The organism is Aedoeadaptatus coxii, from assembly GCF_001553115.1.
Taxonomy (GTDB): Bacteria; Bacillota; Clostridia; order Tissierellales; family Peptoniphilaceae; genus Aedoeadaptatus; species Aedoeadaptatus coxii.
In genome coordinates, this window is record NZ_KQ960160.1 from 20,261 (window position 1) to 38,001 (window position 17,741).

Below are 17,741 nucleotides of genomic sequence, written 5' to 3' on the forward strand. Positions count from 1 at the left end.
TATCATCCCAATAAAAAAGCGAGCCGAAGCTCGCTTTTTTTGTGCAGCAAATTCTTTTTAATAGTTTTCGACAAAAAGTTCGAACCATTTTTGGGGATGGTGGCAAGCCGGGCATTCTTTCGGAGCGGTTTTGCCTTCGTGAATGTAACCGCAGTTGTTACATTTCCAAAGAACGACTTCGTCACGTTCGAAGAGTTTGCCTTTTTCGACATTTTCGAGAAGTTTAAGGTAGCGATCTCTGTGAGCTTCTTCTACTTCGCCGATTTCGATCCAGTCGCTTGCAATATCGTCGAATCCTTCTTCTTTTGCGATTTTTGCAAATTCGGGATACATGCTGCTGGCTTCTTCATTTTCCCCTTCGGCAGCCGCTTTAAGATTGCTTGCGGTATCGCCTGTGTGAACGGGGTAATTCCAATCGACATTGATTTCAGAATCATTCACATGTTTTTGAAGATGTTTGTAGAAGCGAGCGGCGTGTTCACGTTCGTTGCGTGCGGTTTCTTCAAAAATATTTTTAATTTGAACCGATGCGTCTTTGTTTGCTTGTTTAGCAAACAAAGTGTAACGCATACTTGCTTGACATTCTCCTGCGAAAGAGATGAGCAAGTTTTTTTCTGTTTGTGTACCTTTTAATGACATAGTATGCCTCCTATAAACTATCATTCTGTTGACATTATCAACTATACCATTGTAGTTGCTTGTTTAAACATTTTTAATTAAATAACGGCGTGATATACTGATAGTTGAAAAAATGTACCGTATTATTAAAAGAAAAGCCGCCATCTGTCTGAAAATTGAAAGACAATGGCGCGGCTATGGTATACTAAGGAAAAGGGGGGATCTTTTGAAAGGAATTTTTATCGTCATTGAAGGCGCCGACGGAACGGGAAAATCCACGGTGGCCGAAGGGCTTTATCATTACTACAAAGAAAAAGGTCTCGATATCGTTCACACCCGGGAGCCGGGCGGGCCAAAAATCAGCGAGGCCATTCGCGAGATTTTACTATCCAACGACAATCACGAGATGCATCCTCGCACGGAAGCATTGCTTTATGCGGCAAGTCGCGCCCAACATGTGGAGGAAGTGATTCTTCCGGCACTGCGCGCGGGGAAAATGGTGATCTCGGAGCGTTACGTGTTTTCAAGCCTTGTCTATCAGGGCCTTTCGAGAAAATTGGGCGTAGGACCTGTGGAAGCCATTAACGATTTTGCCACCGGCGGACTCGCCCCGGACATTACCCTTTATTTACATCATCCCGAGGGATCCTCATTCGATCGCATTACCGATCGGGCGGCGGATCGTTTGGAATCGGATGAAGACATACGCCTTTCCGTTCAGGAAAATTACAGAATATTAGCTAATAATCGTGGCGATGCATTGACATGGATCGACAGCACTCAAGACAAAGGGTCGGTTTTGAAAGATTGCATCCACGCTATTGAAAAGGAGCGCCATTTACGATGAAACTTATATTTGCCATTGTTCAAGATCAGGATGCAGGAAATGTCGTAGACGCCTTGACGGAAAAGCGTTTCCGCGTGACGAAACTTTCCACCTCCGGCGGATTTTTAAAAGCCGGCAACACTACTTTAATGATGGGCGTGGAAGAAAAAGATATGGACGAACTCTTCGATATTTTAGAAGAAAATTGTTCCGTGCGGGAAGAGGCCACTTCCATGATCGCCATGCCCTATCCTTTAAATGTACGGGTCGGCGGAGCGACGATTTTTATTCTCGACGTGTCGGAATACAGTCGTTATTAAGGAGTGCATCATGGACAAGCTCATGGATAAAATGGTCTTTGCCATTATTGCCGATCGCTTTATCGGTGATTTTATAGATGAACTTTTGGAGGCGGAAATTTCCGTAACGGAAATGGCTTCCAGTGGTGGCTTTTTAAAAGAAGGCAATACCACCGTCGTCATCGGCGTCAGCGACGATCAATACGGCGAATTGAAAGACATTTTTCAGCGCGTCATCGGCGATCACGATGATCCCGAAAGCGTACATTCCGGCGCCCACGTCTTTGCAGTGGATTTAGTGAAAGGGCTCAGCATTTGAGTTCAAAACTGAACGAGGCGCTCCAATCCTCTCTTCACGGCTTCGTCGTCAAAGGGGGAAGGGAATCGACCCTCGCCTTTGCCAGGGAATACGGCAAGGGCTTTTTGTGCACGGGCGATTCCAAGCCTTGCGGCAGCTGCCCTTCCTGTCGTCTCTTTGAAAGCGGCGCGGGAAATGGAAGCAATCACCCCGATTACATCGAAGTCGTCCCCACGAAAAAAACGTCGAAAGCGTCCATCAAAAAAGAAAGCATCGAAGAGGTCATCGACGAAGCCGCCATGACCTCTTATTTGGAAAACGGCAAGCTTTTCGTATTTCAGGATTTCGACACGGCGACGCCGGAAGGGCAAAATGCCCTTTTAAAATTACTGGAAGAACCGCCGCAAAAGACGGGCTTTTTGCTCCTTACGGAAAAACCGGAGGCCATCTTGCCCACCATTCGTTCCCGATCGGGCTTCATCGATTTAGGGGAAGAGGAAAAGCGGGATGAGGAACTTCGCCATCGCAGTTTGACGCTGATTCAAAAAGTGGCGGAGCGGAAGGAAGAGGCTTTTTTGGCTCGCCACATGGTGGAGGAAGAAAAAGACCGCTTACAGGATGTGCTCCGCTACATGACGAGTTATCTTCGCGATGTGGCTGTAGTGTATGCCACAGGGGATTTGGAGCGCATCGACAATAAAGATTACGGCCCCATGATTTCAAAACAGGCGGAGTTTATGGGGGAAAGTGTATTTGAACTTTACGAGGCCGTCTTAAAGGCGACCCGTTATATAGAAAGCAATGTCAACAAGGAGCTGGCCATGGAATGGCTGCTTCTGAAGTTTGGAGGTTTAAAAGAGAGTGACCGACACTAAACGAGAAGTCATCGGCGTGCGCTTTAAACGCCGCGGAAAAGTCTATTATTTCGATCCCGGCGAATGGCGGCCGGAGATAGATCAGGCGGTGATTATCGAAACCTCACGAGGCACGGAATACGGCTTTACGGCGACAAAATGCCAAGAGGTGGTGGAAGAGGAGATCGTCGGCGAGCTGAAGCCCGTCGTGCGCATCGCCACACAAGAAGACGAGGATCGCTTTATTACCAATCGCAACCTCGCCCGTCAGGCACTTTTGGTGTGCGAGGAAAAAGTAAAAGAACACGGGTTGGATATGCGGCTGACTTCCGCGGAATACACCTTCGATAATTCCAAGCTCCTCTTTTATTTCACCGCGGACGATCGCGTGGATTTCCGCCGCCTGGTGCGAGATTTGGCGTCGGTTTTTAAAACCAGAATTGAACTGCGCCAAATCGGCGTACGAGACGAGGCGAAAATCGTCGGCGGCCTCGGGCCCTGTGGCCGTGAATGTTGCTGCGCTTCTTTTTTGACAGATTTTCACCCCGTCAGCATTAACATGGCGAAAGATCAGGGGCTTTCCCTGAATCCGGAATCCATTAGCGGCATTTGCGGCCGTTTGCTCTGTTGTTTGCGCTACGAACAGGAAGGCTACGCCGAAAACTTAAAGAAACTTCCCCGCATCGGCAATCGAGTGTATACGCCGGCGGGAAAAGGCGTCGTCGTCAGCCGTTCCACATTAAAGGCCATGGTGAAAGTAAAAATCGAAGGGGAAGACGGCATCGAATTCCACGTCTTTTCCACCGACGAATTAGGTCGCGGACATTGCGAAAAAGGAGGCTGTGGCCATGAATGCCACTCCGAAAGTACCAGAACTTGATCCGAAAAAAGCCTACAGGCGAAGTGAATGGCTTTTAATTTTTATCGCCATTTTTCTCATGGATCACTTTCCGGGCTTTTTCTTTCAAGATAAAATCCCCCATATCGTCGCCATCGGGCTGCTTTGGGGGATTTATTTTTTATTATTGAAACTCGCCCTCTACTTGGGGGATCGTTTTTTAGGGAAATGGATCTCTCCCTTGGGCATCGAAGTGGGGCTCGTCATCGCCATCGCCTATTGTATCGACGATGTGCAATCGCAAAGCAGTTCTCTCGGGCCTTCTGCAGGCCATTGGATCGACACCATTACGGTGGTGGCGACGGCTCTCCTTTGGCTCTTTGCCTTTTGCATGGAAGGGCGGAAAAGGCGGCCTCTTCTCGCCCTTCCCGGCGTCCTCGCCTTAGGCGTCGTGGTGTTGTCGGCGGTTTTTCCGGGGATCCCCACTCGCGGGGCCATCGCGCAGGCGAAAAAAGACATTCCCCCGCGCTACGAAGTGGAGACCATTCATTACGGGCCGGGGAAAACGTACGATTTCGGCACCGAAAGTTACAGTCGCTACGTCAATGTGCCCAAGCACCAATCGACGCTTCGCGAAAAATATTTCGGCTACACACCCGGTCGCATACCCTACATAGGGGAAATTTACATGCCCAAGGGCAAAATGCACGCGCCCCTTCTCGTCTTTGTTCACGGCAATCACAATATGCTGGCGGACAATTACAAAGGCTACGATTACCTCGGCCGCTATTTGGCGGCGCGGGGCATAGGCTTTGTCTCCGTGGAGCAATCCCACTATAATGCCTTTTTGCAAAAAGGCTTTAGCGGCGAAAATGACGCCCGCGCTCTGGGGCTTATGGATCATGCATCGGTTATATTAAACGATCCCCGACTCGCCAAGCGATTCGACAAAAACCGATTATACTTCGGCGGCCACAGCCGAGGCGGCGAAGCGGCGGCGGTGGCGGGTGCCCTCGTCGGTCTTACGAAAAACCCGGATACGGGGGAGGCGACGAAAAATCTCCACGCTGCCGGCGTCATTGCCGTGGCGCCTACAGACGGTCAGTACAGTCCGGGGGATCGACCCGTGGATTTAAACGTACCCTATCTGTTGATTCAGGGAACCCACGATCAGGACGTGTCCTCTCTCGAAGGAATGGATCAATACGTGCGCACCGACGGGGAAAAGATGCAAGTCCTCGTGGGTTACGCCAATCACAGCAAATTCAATACTCAATGGGGGAACCTCGATCGGGAGGGTCTCCTCGCCGCCACGCTCCACCGAGCGGACATTATGGACGGCAAAGAGCAGGAGCGTTTTTTGGAAGTATTGGCATATGGCTTTATAGAAGACGAGGGACTATTGGACAATCCGAAAGAGTATCTTCCCTCCGCTCCCTATTTCATGGCGCGGCAAAAGCCGGGTCTCGTCATTGCCGATTTTGAAGAAGACGCGGAACTCACTACCGCCACATTAAAAGGCGCCGCCCTTTCCATGGACGGCACCCATACGGAAAAACATTTCCAACCTGCGGGCAGAGGTGGAAACAATCACGTCGCCTATATACGGGGTACGCTGACGGCCACCATTCCCCAATCCCTTTCAGGGGACTTTGCCATGGATATAGCGCCGACGGGATCGGTACCGAACATGACCCTTACGCTGGAAGATAAAAACGGCCAATCGGTAGAAATTCAAGTCGACAAAGAAAATTTCCGCTCGCCTCTGGAGACCATGCTCCTAAAATGGCAACAGCTCGCCGACAAGACGGAAAGGAAATCCGCCCTCGTAAGTTATCGCATAGGAGAAAAAACAATAGCCGAAAAAAATCCTCACTTTCATATGAACGATCTTCGTCGCATCGTGCTGACCACCGACGGGGAAGTGGCGTTGGATAATATGCGAATCGAATCAAAAAATGATTAAAAAATTTTTTACGGGGTATGAATGGATTGAAAAGAGTTGTGGGGGTAAAGTTTATGCACGATACACTTTTAATCAAATCCATAGAGCCCGAAAGTAAAGGCTTCCGAAATGTGTTTTTTCAAATCGGCGATATGCGGACCCAAGGCGATCGATTATTGGATCTTTTAAACGGATCCGACAGTCCCTATGCGGGGCGTTGTATGTTTCGATTTAACGGCATACGCCTTCAACTGGAAGCGAAGGAAATTCCCACCGTACTCGCATTTTTATTGGACGCGGGCATGGAAGTGTACAGCGTATACGAACCTTACATTTAAGATAGTCATCAAGGAGGAACATGATGGACTTAAAAGCAAAATTAAATGAACAACTAAACTTTGAAATCGAATCCGCTTATATTTACATGGCCATGGCCAACTACGTTGAACTCCAAGGCATGCACGGTTTCAGCCATTTCTTTACGGCACAAGCTAAAGAAGAAATGGACCACGCCCTTGAATTCTACAAATTTATGCTCGAAATGGAATTCAATCCGGTATATGAAGCCATTGCAAAACCGGAAGCTGAATACGGTAACTTCACCGACACCTTTAAAGCCGCATTGGAACACGAAAAAGAAGTATCGAGACGCATTAAAGCTATTTACAAAGATGCTTTAGAAGTAGGTTGCCTCGATACCCAACAATTCCTCAATCAATTTATTGCAGAACAACGAGAAGAAGAAGACTCCTTCCGCGACATTATCGAACAATTGGAACGCGTTCGCGAAAGCTGGGACGGCCTCTATATTTTGGATGCCAAACTCGGCCAACGGTAACCGTCAGAATGAAAGCCCTGCCTCGCGGCGGGGCTTTTTTGCGTGTATTTAAAGATTGAAGTACCCTTAGAACTTTGACAAGATAACCACGACTGAACATTGCATTAAATTTGTTAAAGACTAGGAGTCCATATGAAAACTTGTAATCGCTGGCTGATTTTAGCGGCGTGTATTATGATCAACTTGTGCCTCGGCGCGGGCTATGCGTGGAGCGTATTTCAAGGCCCCTTAGTGGAGCTTTTCGGATTTTCAGCCGCCAAGGCGACGCTGGCCTTTAGCATTTCCTTCGGCATGGGGCCCGTAGGCATGATCCTCTTCGGACCCATACTGGATAAGCGGGGGCCCAGACTCATTACTTTTTTAGGCGGCCTTTTATTCGGCCTCGGCTTTATTATGACATCCTTTATGAAAAGCTTGAGCTGGCTTTACTTAAGCTACGGTTTAATTTCAGGCCTCGGCATCGGCATGGCCTACGGCGCCACCATCGCCACCACCGTCACCCTCTTTCCCGATAAACGCGGCCTCGCCAGCGGCCTTAACGCGGCGGGCTTCGGCTCCGGTGCCATTGTGTTTGCCCCGGTAGCGGCGAATCTTATTCAACACTACGGTGTTTTGAGCGCCTTCCGAATCTTGGGCATCGCCATTTTAATTATTATTTGCACATGTTCCCTTATTCTTTCTGTCCCGAAAAAAGAAGGAGGAGAACGCAGGGTATCGGAAAGAGACAAGCGCCCGTCGGAAATGCTTCGCACGGCGAGCTTTTGGGTGCTTTGGTTTATTTACATTATGGGAAGCATTAGCGGCATGATGATCATCGGCCACGCATCGCCCATTTCACAAGATCACTTAGGCTTTACACTGGCCCTCGTAACGGCCATCGTGAGCATCGTCTCCCTATCCAATACCCTGGGAAGAATTTTATGGGGCTCCATTTCCGACCGATTCGATCGCTATGCCGTCGTCAGCATGATGTTCGGCGTCTCCACTATCGGGCTGCTCATTATGTTTGCCCACATCCATCCCTATGTTTCCGTCGTAGGCGTTATTTTAATCGCCCTTTGCTACGGCGGCTTTCTGGGTATTTTTCCCGGCATTACGGTGGAAAATTTCGGCGAAGCTTTTAACGGCACGAATTACGGCTTCATGTTTACCGCCTGCGGCATCGCCGCCGCCGTGGGGCCCGTCCTCGCAGCCTCCGTTAAAGAGGCGAACAACGGGGATTACAGCATGGCCTTTTTAGTGGCGGCAGGCCTCAATATAATCGGACTCGCCCTCATGATGATCTTTAGAAAAAAAGCACGGAAAAATGCATAAGAAAAGCCTCCTTCGTGGGAGGCTTTTTTTATGATCAGTCGCCGTAGGAATCGGCGAGTGTTTTTAAATCGGCAATTTGATCCATGGCGCGGGCGCCTTCGTCCGTATCTCTTACTAATCGACGGGTATCGTATTCCGTAATAAATTCCAGAGAGGACGTCATGTCGATATTTTCTCGAATGTAGGTGTCCTCGTGTCGAATGGGCTCGTGGGTGGCGAGGAGTATGCCGTAGGAATTGGAAATCAGCGTGTAGCCCGCCGTGCCCGTGGTTTTGCGGTAGGCGTGGGCGAAGCCGCCGTCGATGACCACGACTTTCCCTCTGGCTTTAATAGGATTTTCCCCCTTTCGCTTTTTTACAGGCGTGTGGCCGTTAATGATTTTTCCGCGCACATCGTCGATGCCGAAGGCCTTTAAAATGCGATCCGCCACCTCTTCTTTTTCCCTTAAAGGGTAATAGGGGTTCTTGCGCTCTACATGGGTTTCATCCTCGGCGATAAAATAACGTTCGAAGGTGGTAATCCGCTCTTTGCCGAAAAGAGGCGAATGCTTGCCGCACCAAAGATAGAAGAGGAAGTCCACGTCATCTTCTGTTCGTTCATAAAAAGCGCGGCGCACTTTTTCGTCCATGGCATCTAAAAGTGCACGTCCTTCCAGAGGTGCACCTAACAGTTTCACCGATTCAAAATGGCCGTCCTCTTTCATGGGGATGCAGCCGTGGAAGAGGAGATTTCCGTTTTGAATTTTATACATTCTGCCCTTTTCGATCATGGTGCGAATATGGGATTGCAGTTTTTCGCTCGTAAGGAAACTTTGGCGAATGCGCTCCGCCACCTCCGACTCTTCTTTCGTAAAGGCGTAGGGATCGCGGGGATCGACTGTGGGAAAATCGCCGTCTAATAGGGAATATTCCTTTCCTTCTACGGTGACGGTATTGTTTTGAAGATCCAGATTTTCCAGATGGAGCATATTGTTCATGTCGTAAGCGGGATGGCGACGAATAAGTTGTCCTTCCGCCTTAAATTGTAAAATGGCCATGGCCTTGTGGAGTTTGGCGATGGATTCGTTGACGTGATCGTCGGGGCCGGGGCTTTTGGTAAAAAAAGGCTCCTTCGCCGTATAATGCTCGGCGTAGCGGAAGAGGGGCAGGAGATTAATACCGTAGCCGTCTTCGATGGTGGAAAGCACATTGTACCGTAAGGCGATACGAATGACATTGGCCGCCAAGGCAAAATTTCCGGCGGCGGCGCCGATCCAGGCGATGTCGTGATTGCCCCATTGAATGTCCACTCGATCGTCTCCTGCGAGTTGATCCATGATTTTTTCCGCATCTTCCCCGCGGTCGTAAATATCGCCAATAATGTGCACGGTTTCCACCACGTAGCGCACGGAAAGATCGGCCAAATCTTTAATGTAACATTCCGCCTCGCCTAGGGCGATCATATTGTCGTAAAGAGAGGCGACGTAGGATTTTTTGTGCCGCGACGCGGAATCTTCCAGGAGCAGGAGATTTAAAATCTTCTTCCTCGAAGGGGGAAGGGTGCTTTCAATTTGCTCGTGATCGTATTTCGTCGCCACACGCTTCGCCACGACGATTAAATCGGCGAGAGTTTCTTTTAAAAGTCGGCAGTACCTATCCTCGTCCATTTTTTCCTTGAGATCGGCGAGCTTTTTGTCGGGATAATATAAAATCGTCGCCAGCAGATTTTTATCCTCTTCACTTTTTTCGGGGAAGAGCTCGTCGATGTAGCGGCGAAGAACCCCCGATGCGTTGCGAAGCACATGGGTAAAGGCGATGTATTCGCCGTGAAGATCGCTTAGAAAATGTTCCGTGGGCTTCGGCAGCTCCAAGGTACTTTCCAGAAGGAGGACTTGGGCAAGGGCTTCGTGGCGGCCGGGGTAGCGATTTTTTAAGAGAGAAAAATATTTTTTTTCAAAAGAGTTAAAATTGGTCATGACATTCTCCTATGTGGTTGTATATCATAATAGGGTATACATAAGATGATCAGAAAGTGAGGTAACCTATGGATCTAAATAAAATGATCAGAAGCATTGAAGATTATCCCGAGAAGGGCGTAACCTTTCGCGATATTACTACCCTTTTAAAAGACGGCGACGCTTTTAAACAATGTATCGAGGAATTAATTGCCCTGGCTGAGAAAAAAGAAATCGATAAAATCGTGGGCATCGAAGCCCGTGGATTTTTAATCGGCGCGCCGATGGCCTACGCCATGGGGAAAGGATTTGTTCCCGTCAGAAAGCCCGGCAAGCTCCCCGCCGAAACTGTGGCCACCCACTACGATTTGGAATACGGAAGTGATTCCGTTGAAATGCATATCGACGGCATCGAAAAAGGCGAACGCGTCCTGATTGTCGACGATCTTTTGGCCACGGGGGGCACGGGAAAAGCCGCCGTGCAATTATGTAAAGAAGTGGGCGCAGACGTCGTAGGCTGTCTGTTTTTAATCGAGCTCGACGGACTCGACGGCCGAGACGATATTGGCGTGGAAGTAGATTCCCTTTTACATTTTCCCGCATAAAGTAAAAAAGACCCGAAGGTCTTGGAGCGGGTGAAGGGAATCGAACCCTCGCGATCGGCTTGGGAAGCCGAGGCTCTGCCACTGAGCTACACCCGCACAGGTGGCTTTATTTTACGCCTGAGCGGGGACGCTGTCAAGAGGACGGAAATTTTTCCAATAATTTGATAATTATTTTTCGATCTTCTATTGTCAAATGGCCTTGATGTGAGTACACTATGACTATAGGAAATCATTTCCACCGACAGTTTGTCGGAATGTTTTCGACACGCGGCGGTGTGAATTGTCGTGGTGCCATTGACTAATTAACCTTTTAAGGAGGATGAATTCATGAGAAAAGTTGTTATTGCCAGTGCGGTTAGAACACCGGTCGGTTCTTTCGGCGGCGCTTTTAAAGATGTAAGTGCTGTAGAACTCGGCATTACCGCTACCAAAGAAGCGATTAAACGCGCAGGCATCAAACCTGAAGATATCGACGAAGCCGTTATCGGCAATGTTATTCAAGCAGGCCTCGGACAAAATGTGGCACGTCAAATCGTCATCGGCGCCGGCTGCCCCGTTACCCTTCCCGCTATGACCATTAATAAAGTTTGCGGATCCGGTTTACGTACAGTTTCTCTCGCCGCACAAATGATTAAAGCGGGGGATGCAGATGTCGTCTTAGCCGGCGGTACGGAATCCATGTCTCGCGCACCTTTCCTCGTAAACGAAGCACGTTGGGGCGCGCGCATGAACAATAAAGTGTTCGTCGATGCCATGATCAACGACGCCCTTTGGGATGCATTCAACAATTACCACATGGGTATGACCGCTGAAAATGTAGCGGAAGAATATCACGTAACCCGCGAAGATCAAGATAAAATTGCGGCACGCAGCCAACAACTTGCATCGAAAGCGCGCAGCGAAGGTCGCTTTAAAGATGAAATCGTGCCTGTAGAAGTTCACGGACGTAAAGGCAAAGTCACCGTCGTGGAAGAAGACGAATACATTCGCGACGGCGTAACCGAAGAAAGCATTAGCGGCATGAAGCCGGCCTTCAAACGTGACGGCGGTACGGTTACCGCTGCCAACGCATCGGGCATTAACGACGGCGCCGCCATGCTCATCGTCATGAGCGAAGAAAAAGCGAAAGAACTCGGCGTCAAACCCTTAGCGACTATCGTAAGCTATGCTTCCGCCGGCGTGGATCCGAAAATCATGGGTACAGGCCCGATCCCCTCTTCTCAAAAGGCTATGGAAAAAGCCGGATGGGATTTCAGCGAATTGGATCTCGTAGAAGCCAACGAAGCTTTTGCGGCACAAGCAGGTGCTGTCGTGAAAACCCTGGGTCTCGACATGGATAAAGTGAACGTCAACGGCGGCGCCATCGCCATCGGCCACCCGGTCGGCGCATCGGGCGCGCGGATTCTCGTCACATTGCTTTATGAAATGGCAAAGCGGGACGCACAAAAAGGTCTCGCCACCCTTTGCATCGGCGGCGGCCAAGGTACGGCCCTCGTCGTGGAACGGTAATTTGAAAACGAGGTATTCTTATGGAATTTAAATATCTTATCGTCGAACGGGAAGACAAAATCGTCAAAGTTATTATTAACAAGCCCAAAAGTTTAAATGCATTAAATTCCGAGCTTTTAACGGAATTAAATAAATGTATGTATCATTTAAGTATCGATGAATCCGTCGATGTGGTCGTCATTACCGGCGAAGGCAAGGCATTTGTCGCCGGCGCCGATATTTCCGAAATGAAAGATCTTTCGGCTCCGGAAGCCCACGCTTTTGCCAAACTGGGTATGGATACCTTTATGTTAATCGAACGCATGCCGAAACCGGTCATTGCGGCGGTTAACGGATTCGCCTTGGGCGGCGGCTGCGAACTCGCCCTCGCCTGCGATATTCGCATCGCTTCTGAAAAAGCCGTCTTCGGCCAACCGGAAGTGGGCCTCGGCATTACGCCGGGATTCGGCGGAACCCAACGGCTTACCCGCACCATCGGCCTCGGCATCGCCAAGGAAATGATCTATACGGCGAAAAACATTAAAGCCGATCGCGCCTATGAAGTGGGCCTTGTCAATCGCGTCGTCGCTCCCGAAGAATTAATGGACGCCGCCATGGACATGGCACGCACCATTGCATCGAACGGCAAACTCGCCGTATCCTATGCAAAAGGCGCCATGGTCGACGGATTCCAAGCGGACATTCATACGGGTATGGACATCGAAAAATCGGCCTTCTCCCTCTGCTTTGCAAGCGAAGACCAAACAGAAGGCATGAGTGCCTTTTTAGAAAAACGCAAACCGGAATTTAAAGGTAGATAAATTAGTTCAATAAGGAGGATTGACTATGAAAATTGGTGTTATCGGATCGGGTACTATGGGAAGCGGCATTGCGCAAGTTATGGCACTTCACCACGACGTTATTATTCGCGACATTGCGCCGGAAGCTTTGGAAAAAGCCCACAAAAAAATCGAAAAAGGATACAATCGCAATGTTGAAAAAGGCCGTATGTCGGAAGAAGACGCAAAGGCCGCCATTGCGCGTTTAAAAATTACAGAAGACTTAAAGGAATTAAAAGATTGCGACATCATCATCGAAGCCGCTACGGAAAATCCCACCATCAAAAAAGGTATCTTCACCGAACTTGCCGAATTATGTGACGAAAAGACGATTCTCGCCTCCAATACATCGTCCCTATCCATTACCGACATTGCAGCGGCAACCAATCGCCCGGCAAAAGTTATCGGCATGCACTTCTTTAACCCGGTTCCCGTTATGAAACTTGTAGAAGTTATTTGCGGACTGAACACTTCGGATGAAACGAAACAATTCGTCATCGACCTTTCGAAAGAAATCGGCAAAACCCCCGTTGAAGTTGAAGAAGCTCCGGGATTTGTCGTCAACCGCATTTTGATCCCCATGATCAACGAAGCGGTGGGCATTTACGCCGACGGCGTCGCCAGCGTAGAAGACATCGACAACGCCATGAAACTCGGCGCCAACCACCCCATGGGCCCCTTGGCTCTCGGCGACTTGGTCGGCCTCGATGTAGTTCTCGCCATTATGGACGTAATGTATAACGACTACCACGACAGCAAATACCGCGCACACGTCTTACTTCGTAAAATGGTTCGCGGCGGAAAACTCGGCCAAAAAACAGGCGAAGGTTTCTACAAATACGACAAATAAATTAAAAGCAAAAGCCGGCTCGCAAGAGTCGGTTTTTTCGTGGACTTTTAAACTCCCGAATTTTCGTGATAAAATAAGAAGATCAAGGAATAAAGGAGAAGAAATGTCTTATTTAAAAGAACGTATTTTAGAAGAGGGCGTGATTTACCCGGGGAATGTGCTGAAAATCGATTCCTTTTTAAATCATCAAATCGATCCCGGAGTGATGAAGGAAATTGAAAAGGAATTTTACGATCACTTTTCAGATCGCAGGATTACTAAAATCATGACGGTAGAAGCGTCGGGCATTGCGCCTGCCATTATGGTGGCGGCACATTTCGACGTGCCCATGCTCTTTGCCAAAAAGAAAAAACCTTCCACCCTGAAAGCGGAAGAGGCCTATACGGCGGAAGTTTATTCTTACACGAAGCAAACGACATCCACGGTGATGGTGCCGAAGGATTATTTAAACAAAGAGGATGCCGTGCTGATCATCGACGATTTCCTCGCCAATGGTGAAGCGTCCATGGGCCTTGTGCAGATTGTTCGTGATGCGGGGGCGAAAGTGGCGGGCATCGGCATTTGCGTGGAAAAAAGCTTTCAGCCGGGGAGAGAACGTCTCGAAAAAGAGGGGCTGGATGTGTATTCCATCGTGCGCATCGAATCCATCGATTCAAAAAATCAGGAAATAAAATTTAAAGAAGGACATTAAAAAAGCCGGCGCTAAGCGTCGGCTTTTGCTATTAAAATTCGCCCATGTGTACTTTTGAGGAAATATCGAAATATTTTCGGCTGGGAATCCGTTCGTCGGCGACGCCGAAGGGAATCAGACAAAGGACGGCGTAATCGTCGGGAATATTGAAAAGTTCCTTTACGACTTCTTCCGCAGCTCTGCCGTCGTCGGCTTTTTCGCCGCGAATATTAATCCAGCTGGATGAGTAGCCGGCGTCGAAGAGGAGCAGACCCAAGTAGCTTGCCGTAATCGTCGCTTCTTCAATCCAGGTTACCTCGCTCGGATTGTTGCCGAGGACGGCGATAATTTGCGGCGCATCCCCTAAGTATTTCGTACCGAAACGTTTAATAGCCGCCAAGCCCTTTTTCTTTTCGGCATCGTCAATGACGAGAAATTCCACCGGATGGGTATTGCCCTTACTGGGCCCCATGGAAGCGTAGGTTAGAATGTCGAGCAATTCTTCTTCGCCCATTTTTTCATCTTGTTTGTATTTGCGGATGGACCGTCTTTTTTTAATCATTTCTTTAAAATCCATAGAAACCTCCTTAAACTATAAACTTATGAAAATTCGTCACGAATTTTTCACTCTTTTCTTTCTTTTCACATTATACCCATCTTAAATCTTTGTAAAGGTTTCACAAGAAGTTCAATTTTAAAATTTATACTAGATTTAAAGAAGGACGAAAGGAGTTTTAATAATGAATGAAGATGAAAAGGAATACCGCTACATCTACTCACCTGCCAAAAAGAAAAAGCCGGGCCTGTTGATTTTATGGGCGCTGATTTTTTCCCTTATCGGCGGTGCAGTTGGTAGCGCCGTAACCTATCATATAATGCCCGCTAAATCGAGCATCAACGTAGCAAGCAATCAAAACAACGACGCGCCGAAAGTGCGGAAACACGAAACCGGCGTCGTGGAAAGTGTGGCGAAAAAAGCTATGCCCTCTGTCGTGGGGATTACAACATCCACCACGAAAAATACCCTTATGGGCCCCATGGCCGTACAGGGAAGCGGCAGCGGCTTTATTATTTCAGAAGACGGCTACATTCTTTCCAATGCCCACGTGGTAGGGAAGACGGGAAATAAAGTAAAGACACTTTTAAACGACGGTACCGAAGCCGAAGGAAAAGTGGTCTGGTCCGATGAAACATTGGATTTGGGTCTTGTGAAGATTAACAAAAAAGGCCTGCAACCCCTTCCCATGGGCGACAGTGACGCCCTTAATATCGGCGAAACCGCCGTCGCCATCGGCAATCCTTTAGGTTTGGATTTCCAACGCTCCGTAACGGCAGGGGTCATTTCGGGGCTTAATCGAAACATCGGCGAAGTACAGGGCAATTATATGGACGGCCTCATTCAAACCGACGCTTCCATTAATGCGGGCAATTCCGGCGGCCCCCTTTTAAATAGCGAAGGGGAAGTTGTAGGGATCAACTCCGTTAAAATTGCCACGGCGGAAGGGCTGGGCTTTTCCATTCCCATTAATACGGTAAAACCCATTGTGGAACAAGTGATTCGAACGGGAGATTACAATTCCGTCGCCCTCGGCATGAGCGGCTACACCGTAAGCGCCATTGAACGAAGCGGATACGATCTCGGCACCGGCGGCAAAGGTGTTATCGTCGGCGGCGTGGAAGCCAACTCACCGGCGGCTGCGGCGGGACTCAAAGCCAACGATATTATTTTAAAACTCGGTGATAAAGCCATCGATTCCATGAGCCAATTGCGCCGTGAACTTTACAAATACAAATCCGGAGATTCCGTCGATGTGGTCATCGTAAGAGGCGGGAAAAAACAAACCCTTAAACTTACCTTCACCGATTACCAAGTGCCGAAATTCCTGCCACAAGCACGGCAACAAGCACAGGAAGAACCGCAAGAAGATCCGGAATCCATTTTCCCCATGCCTTAGCATAAGTCATTTAAAAAAGATATAAAAAAACGGCGCAGTCGGCAACAAAGCCCTACGCCGTTTTTTAGTGCTCTTAATTTGTCAGGAGCAATTAAAGGATGTCTTTCCAATTATTAGGAAAACCCATAAAACGATAATTAAAGTAGCCCTGGTATTTGTTGAAGGTATTTTCTAAATCTTTTAAAAGAGATTTCCATTGGTCATTTGCATTTAGAATTCTCTTTATGATTAAAAGGATGGGGAATATTTTATTTTGTTTACCTTTATATTGTTCGTTCTCAGAATAAAGACGGGGGGTTTCCTTCAAAGGCATATTATAAAGTCTGGTGTAGTGGGCACAAATATTTCTAACCTCAACAAGGCATAAAATCCAATTTTTTAAGTACTTAGGATCTGTATTGTAGTGATTAGAAATTTCTTTTTGATCTTCATCCTTAAGAATACTGAACAAAGAGGATAAATTTCCGAAAGACATGAGTTCAACAGATACCCAGATTGGAAAATTTCCGCCGTATTTTTCTAAATGATGTTTAACAAAAGGCTTATTCCTTTGCCTATCAACTTCATTATTCAAATTTTCAATTATGATGGAATAGATGGTTCGCCCCTTTCTATTCGCTTTGTAAATAAAATTATTTTCGTGCATAAGAACGTCAGCACCATATTTAAGTGATAAGTGGTAAGCAATTTGAGTCCTAAGTTCAATTTCTATTTGTTCAATGGTTCTGATTAGATTATTTTTAAATTGACTGTCGAAGCAGTAAAGGTTAAAAAGATGTTCTATACTTATGGAGTCTTTGTAATGTTCTTTATTATCGAACTTTCTAAGACCAATGCCGTAGCCAGAGAGTCTGTAATAGTTTACCTTTTTCAAAATTTCTTTTGCGAAAGTATCATCGGTAATTGACAGATTGTGATCGACCCTCAGTTTTTTTATTTGATCCTTGTAATTTAAAGCGGGTTTTAATTCCATAGAATACTCCTTAGTATAAAAAAGCCCTCTCCGTGGTCCGCATGTAGAAAATCTACAGTAAGCGTGGAGAGGTTCTGTTAGATTAATTATAGCATAGAAAAACTAGAAATCAATTAGCGAAGCCAATAATCTGTTAATAGCATCGATAAAGACGAAGTTTATAGAACTAACATCGTACGGTTGCTGTGAGCGCCCATTTAAATCCGAAGGGATCCAGGAAGAGGGCGGTTTTAAGTGTGCCGTCGCCGGAAAAACAGGGTTCCAGCAGGGGAAGGGCGTCCCGTTCCAGAGCGTCGTCGTAAAGTGTTTCCAGATGATCTTCTTCCACTTCCACTGTAAAGGTTATGCCGCCATTATCGGCGAGAGGTCCGCGGGGATCGCGCACAAGTTCAAAGGGAATATGGAATAGGGTAAGACGGGCGGAGAGTATTTCGCCCTCTTTTTCTTGTCGTTCGTTGATTTCCACGGGAAAGAGATCGCCGTAAAAATAAAGTGCCGATTGTACGTCTTCGACGCCGAGGGTCATCGTAAGCGGTGTCATAAAAGCCTCCTTTTTTCGTTGACTCTATTGTACGACGAGGCGAAAAACTTTTCCAAC

20 protein-coding genes and 1 tRNA gene are annotated in these 17,741 nt (G+C 47.8%); 15 read left to right on the forward strand and 6 right to left on the reverse strand.

The features are described from left to right. Positions 1 to 57: 57 nt before the first annotated feature. The gene (rbr, locus tag HMPREF1863_RS01590) at positions 58 to 639 is read right to left on the reverse strand and encodes a rubrerythrin (protein ID WP_068366769.1); all 582 of its coding nucleotides are present in this window, start codon (positions 637 to 639) and stop codon (positions 58 to 60) included. Between the two features lie 205 nt (positions 640 to 844). Between rbr and tmk the strand changes: the two genes are divergently transcribed. The 9 genes from tmk (at position 845) to HMPREF1863_RS01635 (ending at position 7,830) form a co-directional block, all read left to right on the forward strand. Beyond that, entirely contained in the window at positions 845 to 1,465 is a 621-nt protein-coding gene (gene tmk / locus HMPREF1863_RS01595) for a dTMP kinase (RefSeq protein WP_068366771.1), read from the forward strand. Then, entirely contained in the window at positions 1,462 to 1,764 is a 303-nt protein-coding gene (locus HMPREF1863_RS01600) for a cyclic-di-AMP receptor (RefSeq protein ID WP_068366773.1), read from the forward strand. The genes tmk and HMPREF1863_RS01600 overlap by 4 nt, the downstream gene beginning before the upstream one ends. A gap of 10 nt (positions 1,765 to 1,774) precedes the next feature. Next, positions 1,775 to 2,062, forward strand: a complete 288-nt coding sequence (locus tag HMPREF1863_RS01605) for a cyclic-di-AMP receptor (RefSeq protein WP_068366774.1) — start codon at positions 1,775 to 1,777, stop codon at positions 2,060 to 2,062. Continuing rightward, positions 2,059 to 2,916, forward strand: a complete 858-nt coding sequence (locus tag HMPREF1863_RS01610; protein WP_068366776.1) for a DNA polymerase III subunit — start codon at positions 2,059 to 2,061, stop codon at positions 2,914 to 2,916. The genes HMPREF1863_RS01605 and HMPREF1863_RS01610 overlap by 4 nt, the downstream gene beginning before the upstream one ends. After that, positions 2,903 to 3,775 (forward strand): PSP1 domain-containing protein, encoded by an 873-nt coding sequence (locus HMPREF1863_RS01615; RefSeq protein WP_068366778.1) that lies wholly within the window; start codon positions 2,903 to 2,905, stop codon positions 3,773 to 3,775. Before HMPREF1863_RS01610 ends, HMPREF1863_RS01615 begins: the two co-directional genes overlap by 14 nt. After that, positions 3,744 to 5,699, forward strand: coding sequence for an alpha/beta hydrolase family protein (locus HMPREF1863_RS01620; RefSeq protein WP_068366781.1), 1,956 nt, complete (start codon positions 3,744 to 3,746; stop codon positions 5,697 to 5,699). The genes HMPREF1863_RS01615 and HMPREF1863_RS01620 overlap by 32 nt, the downstream gene beginning before the upstream one ends. A gap of 53 nt (positions 5,700 to 5,752) precedes the next feature. Continuing rightward, positions 5,753 to 6,016: a hypothetical protein gene (locus tag HMPREF1863_RS01625; RefSeq protein ID WP_068366783.1), complete on the forward strand. Its 264-nt coding sequence runs from the start codon at positions 5,753 to 5,755 to the stop codon at positions 6,014 to 6,016. A 20-nt stretch (positions 6,017 to 6,036) separates the two neighbouring features. Continuing rightward, positions 6,037 to 6,516, forward strand: coding sequence for a ferritin (locus HMPREF1863_RS01630; RefSeq protein WP_232300085.1), 480 nt, complete (start codon positions 6,037 to 6,039; stop codon positions 6,514 to 6,516). A gap of 132 nt (positions 6,517 to 6,648) precedes the next feature. Next, on the forward strand, positions 6,649 to 7,830 hold the full coding sequence (locus HMPREF1863_RS01635; RefSeq protein WP_068366787.1) for an L-lactate MFS transporter: 1,182 nt from the start codon (positions 6,649 to 6,651) through the stop codon (positions 7,828 to 7,830). Between the two features lie 34 nt (positions 7,831 to 7,864). Here HMPREF1863_RS01635 and HMPREF1863_RS01640 read toward each other — a convergent pair whose 3' ends face one another. Next, complete coding sequence (locus HMPREF1863_RS01640; RefSeq protein ID WP_068366789.1) at positions 7,865 to 9,784, reverse strand: fructose-bisphosphatase class III; 1,920 nt, start codon at positions 9,782 to 9,784, stop codon at positions 7,865 to 7,867. 68 nt (positions 9,785 to 9,852) lie between these two features. Between HMPREF1863_RS01640 and HMPREF1863_RS01645 the strand changes: the two genes are divergently transcribed. Beyond that, complete coding sequence (locus HMPREF1863_RS01645) at positions 9,853 to 10,368, forward strand: adenine phosphoribosyltransferase (protein ID WP_068366791.1); 516 nt, start codon at positions 9,853 to 9,855, stop codon at positions 10,366 to 10,368. A 22-nt stretch (positions 10,369 to 10,390) separates the two neighbouring features. Here the strand turns inward: HMPREF1863_RS01645 and HMPREF1863_RS01650 are convergent. Next, positions 10,391 to 10,464 (reverse strand) — tRNA-Gly (locus HMPREF1863_RS01650). Positions 10,465 to 10,695: 231 nt separating this feature from the next. Here HMPREF1863_RS01650 and HMPREF1863_RS01655 point away from each other — a divergent pair. The 4 genes from HMPREF1863_RS01655 (at position 10,696) to HMPREF1863_RS01670 (ending at position 14,236) form a co-directional block, all read left to right on the forward strand. Continuing rightward, positions 10,696 to 11,877 (forward strand): acetyl-CoA C-acetyltransferase, encoded by a 1,182-nt coding sequence (locus HMPREF1863_RS01655; RefSeq protein ID WP_068366793.1) that lies wholly within the window; start codon positions 10,696 to 10,698, stop codon positions 11,875 to 11,877. A 20-nt stretch (positions 11,878 to 11,897) separates the two neighbouring features. Next, complete coding sequence (locus HMPREF1863_RS01660; RefSeq protein WP_068366795.1) at positions 11,898 to 12,677, forward strand: enoyl-CoA hydratase-related protein; 780 nt, start codon at positions 11,898 to 11,900, stop codon at positions 12,675 to 12,677. A 25-nt stretch (positions 12,678 to 12,702) separates the two neighbouring features. Then, the gene (locus HMPREF1863_RS01665) at positions 12,703 to 13,545 is read left to right on the forward strand and encodes a 3-hydroxybutyryl-CoA dehydrogenase (RefSeq protein WP_068366797.1); all 843 of its coding nucleotides are present in this window, start codon (positions 12,703 to 12,705) and stop codon (positions 13,543 to 13,545) included. Positions 13,546 to 13,648: 103 nt separating this feature from the next. Further along, positions 13,649 to 14,236: a xanthine phosphoribosyltransferase gene (locus HMPREF1863_RS01670; protein ID WP_068366799.1), complete on the forward strand. Its 588-nt coding sequence runs from the start codon at positions 13,649 to 13,651 to the stop codon at positions 14,234 to 14,236. A 31-nt stretch (positions 14,237 to 14,267) separates the two neighbouring features. Here HMPREF1863_RS01670 and HMPREF1863_RS01675 read toward each other — a convergent pair whose 3' ends face one another. Then, positions 14,268 to 14,792, reverse strand: a complete 525-nt coding sequence (locus tag HMPREF1863_RS01675; RefSeq protein ID WP_068366801.1) for a nitroreductase family protein — start codon at positions 14,790 to 14,792, stop codon at positions 14,268 to 14,270. A gap of 163 nt (positions 14,793 to 14,955) precedes the next feature. Between HMPREF1863_RS01675 and HMPREF1863_RS01680 the strand changes: the two genes are divergently transcribed. After that, positions 14,956 to 16,170, forward strand: a complete 1,215-nt coding sequence (locus HMPREF1863_RS01680) for a S1C family serine protease (protein ID WP_068366803.1) — start codon at positions 14,956 to 14,958, stop codon at positions 16,168 to 16,170. Between the two features lie 91 nt (positions 16,171 to 16,261). Here the strand turns inward: HMPREF1863_RS01680 and HMPREF1863_RS01685 are convergent, their stop codons facing one another. Together HMPREF1863_RS01685 and HMPREF1863_RS01690 are read right to left on the reverse strand one after the other, a co-directional pair. Next, the gene (locus tag HMPREF1863_RS01685) at positions 16,262 to 17,143 is read right to left on the reverse strand and encodes an Abi family protein (RefSeq protein ID WP_068366805.1); all 882 of its coding nucleotides are present in this window, start codon (positions 17,141 to 17,143) and stop codon (positions 16,262 to 16,264) included. A 166-nt stretch (positions 17,144 to 17,309) separates the two neighbouring features. Continuing rightward, the gene (locus HMPREF1863_RS01690; protein ID WP_068366807.1) at positions 17,310 to 17,684 is read right to left on the reverse strand and encodes a VOC family protein; all 375 of its coding nucleotides are present in this window, start codon (positions 17,682 to 17,684) and stop codon (positions 17,310 to 17,312) included. Between the last annotated feature and the right edge of the window lie 57 nt (positions 17,685 to 17,741).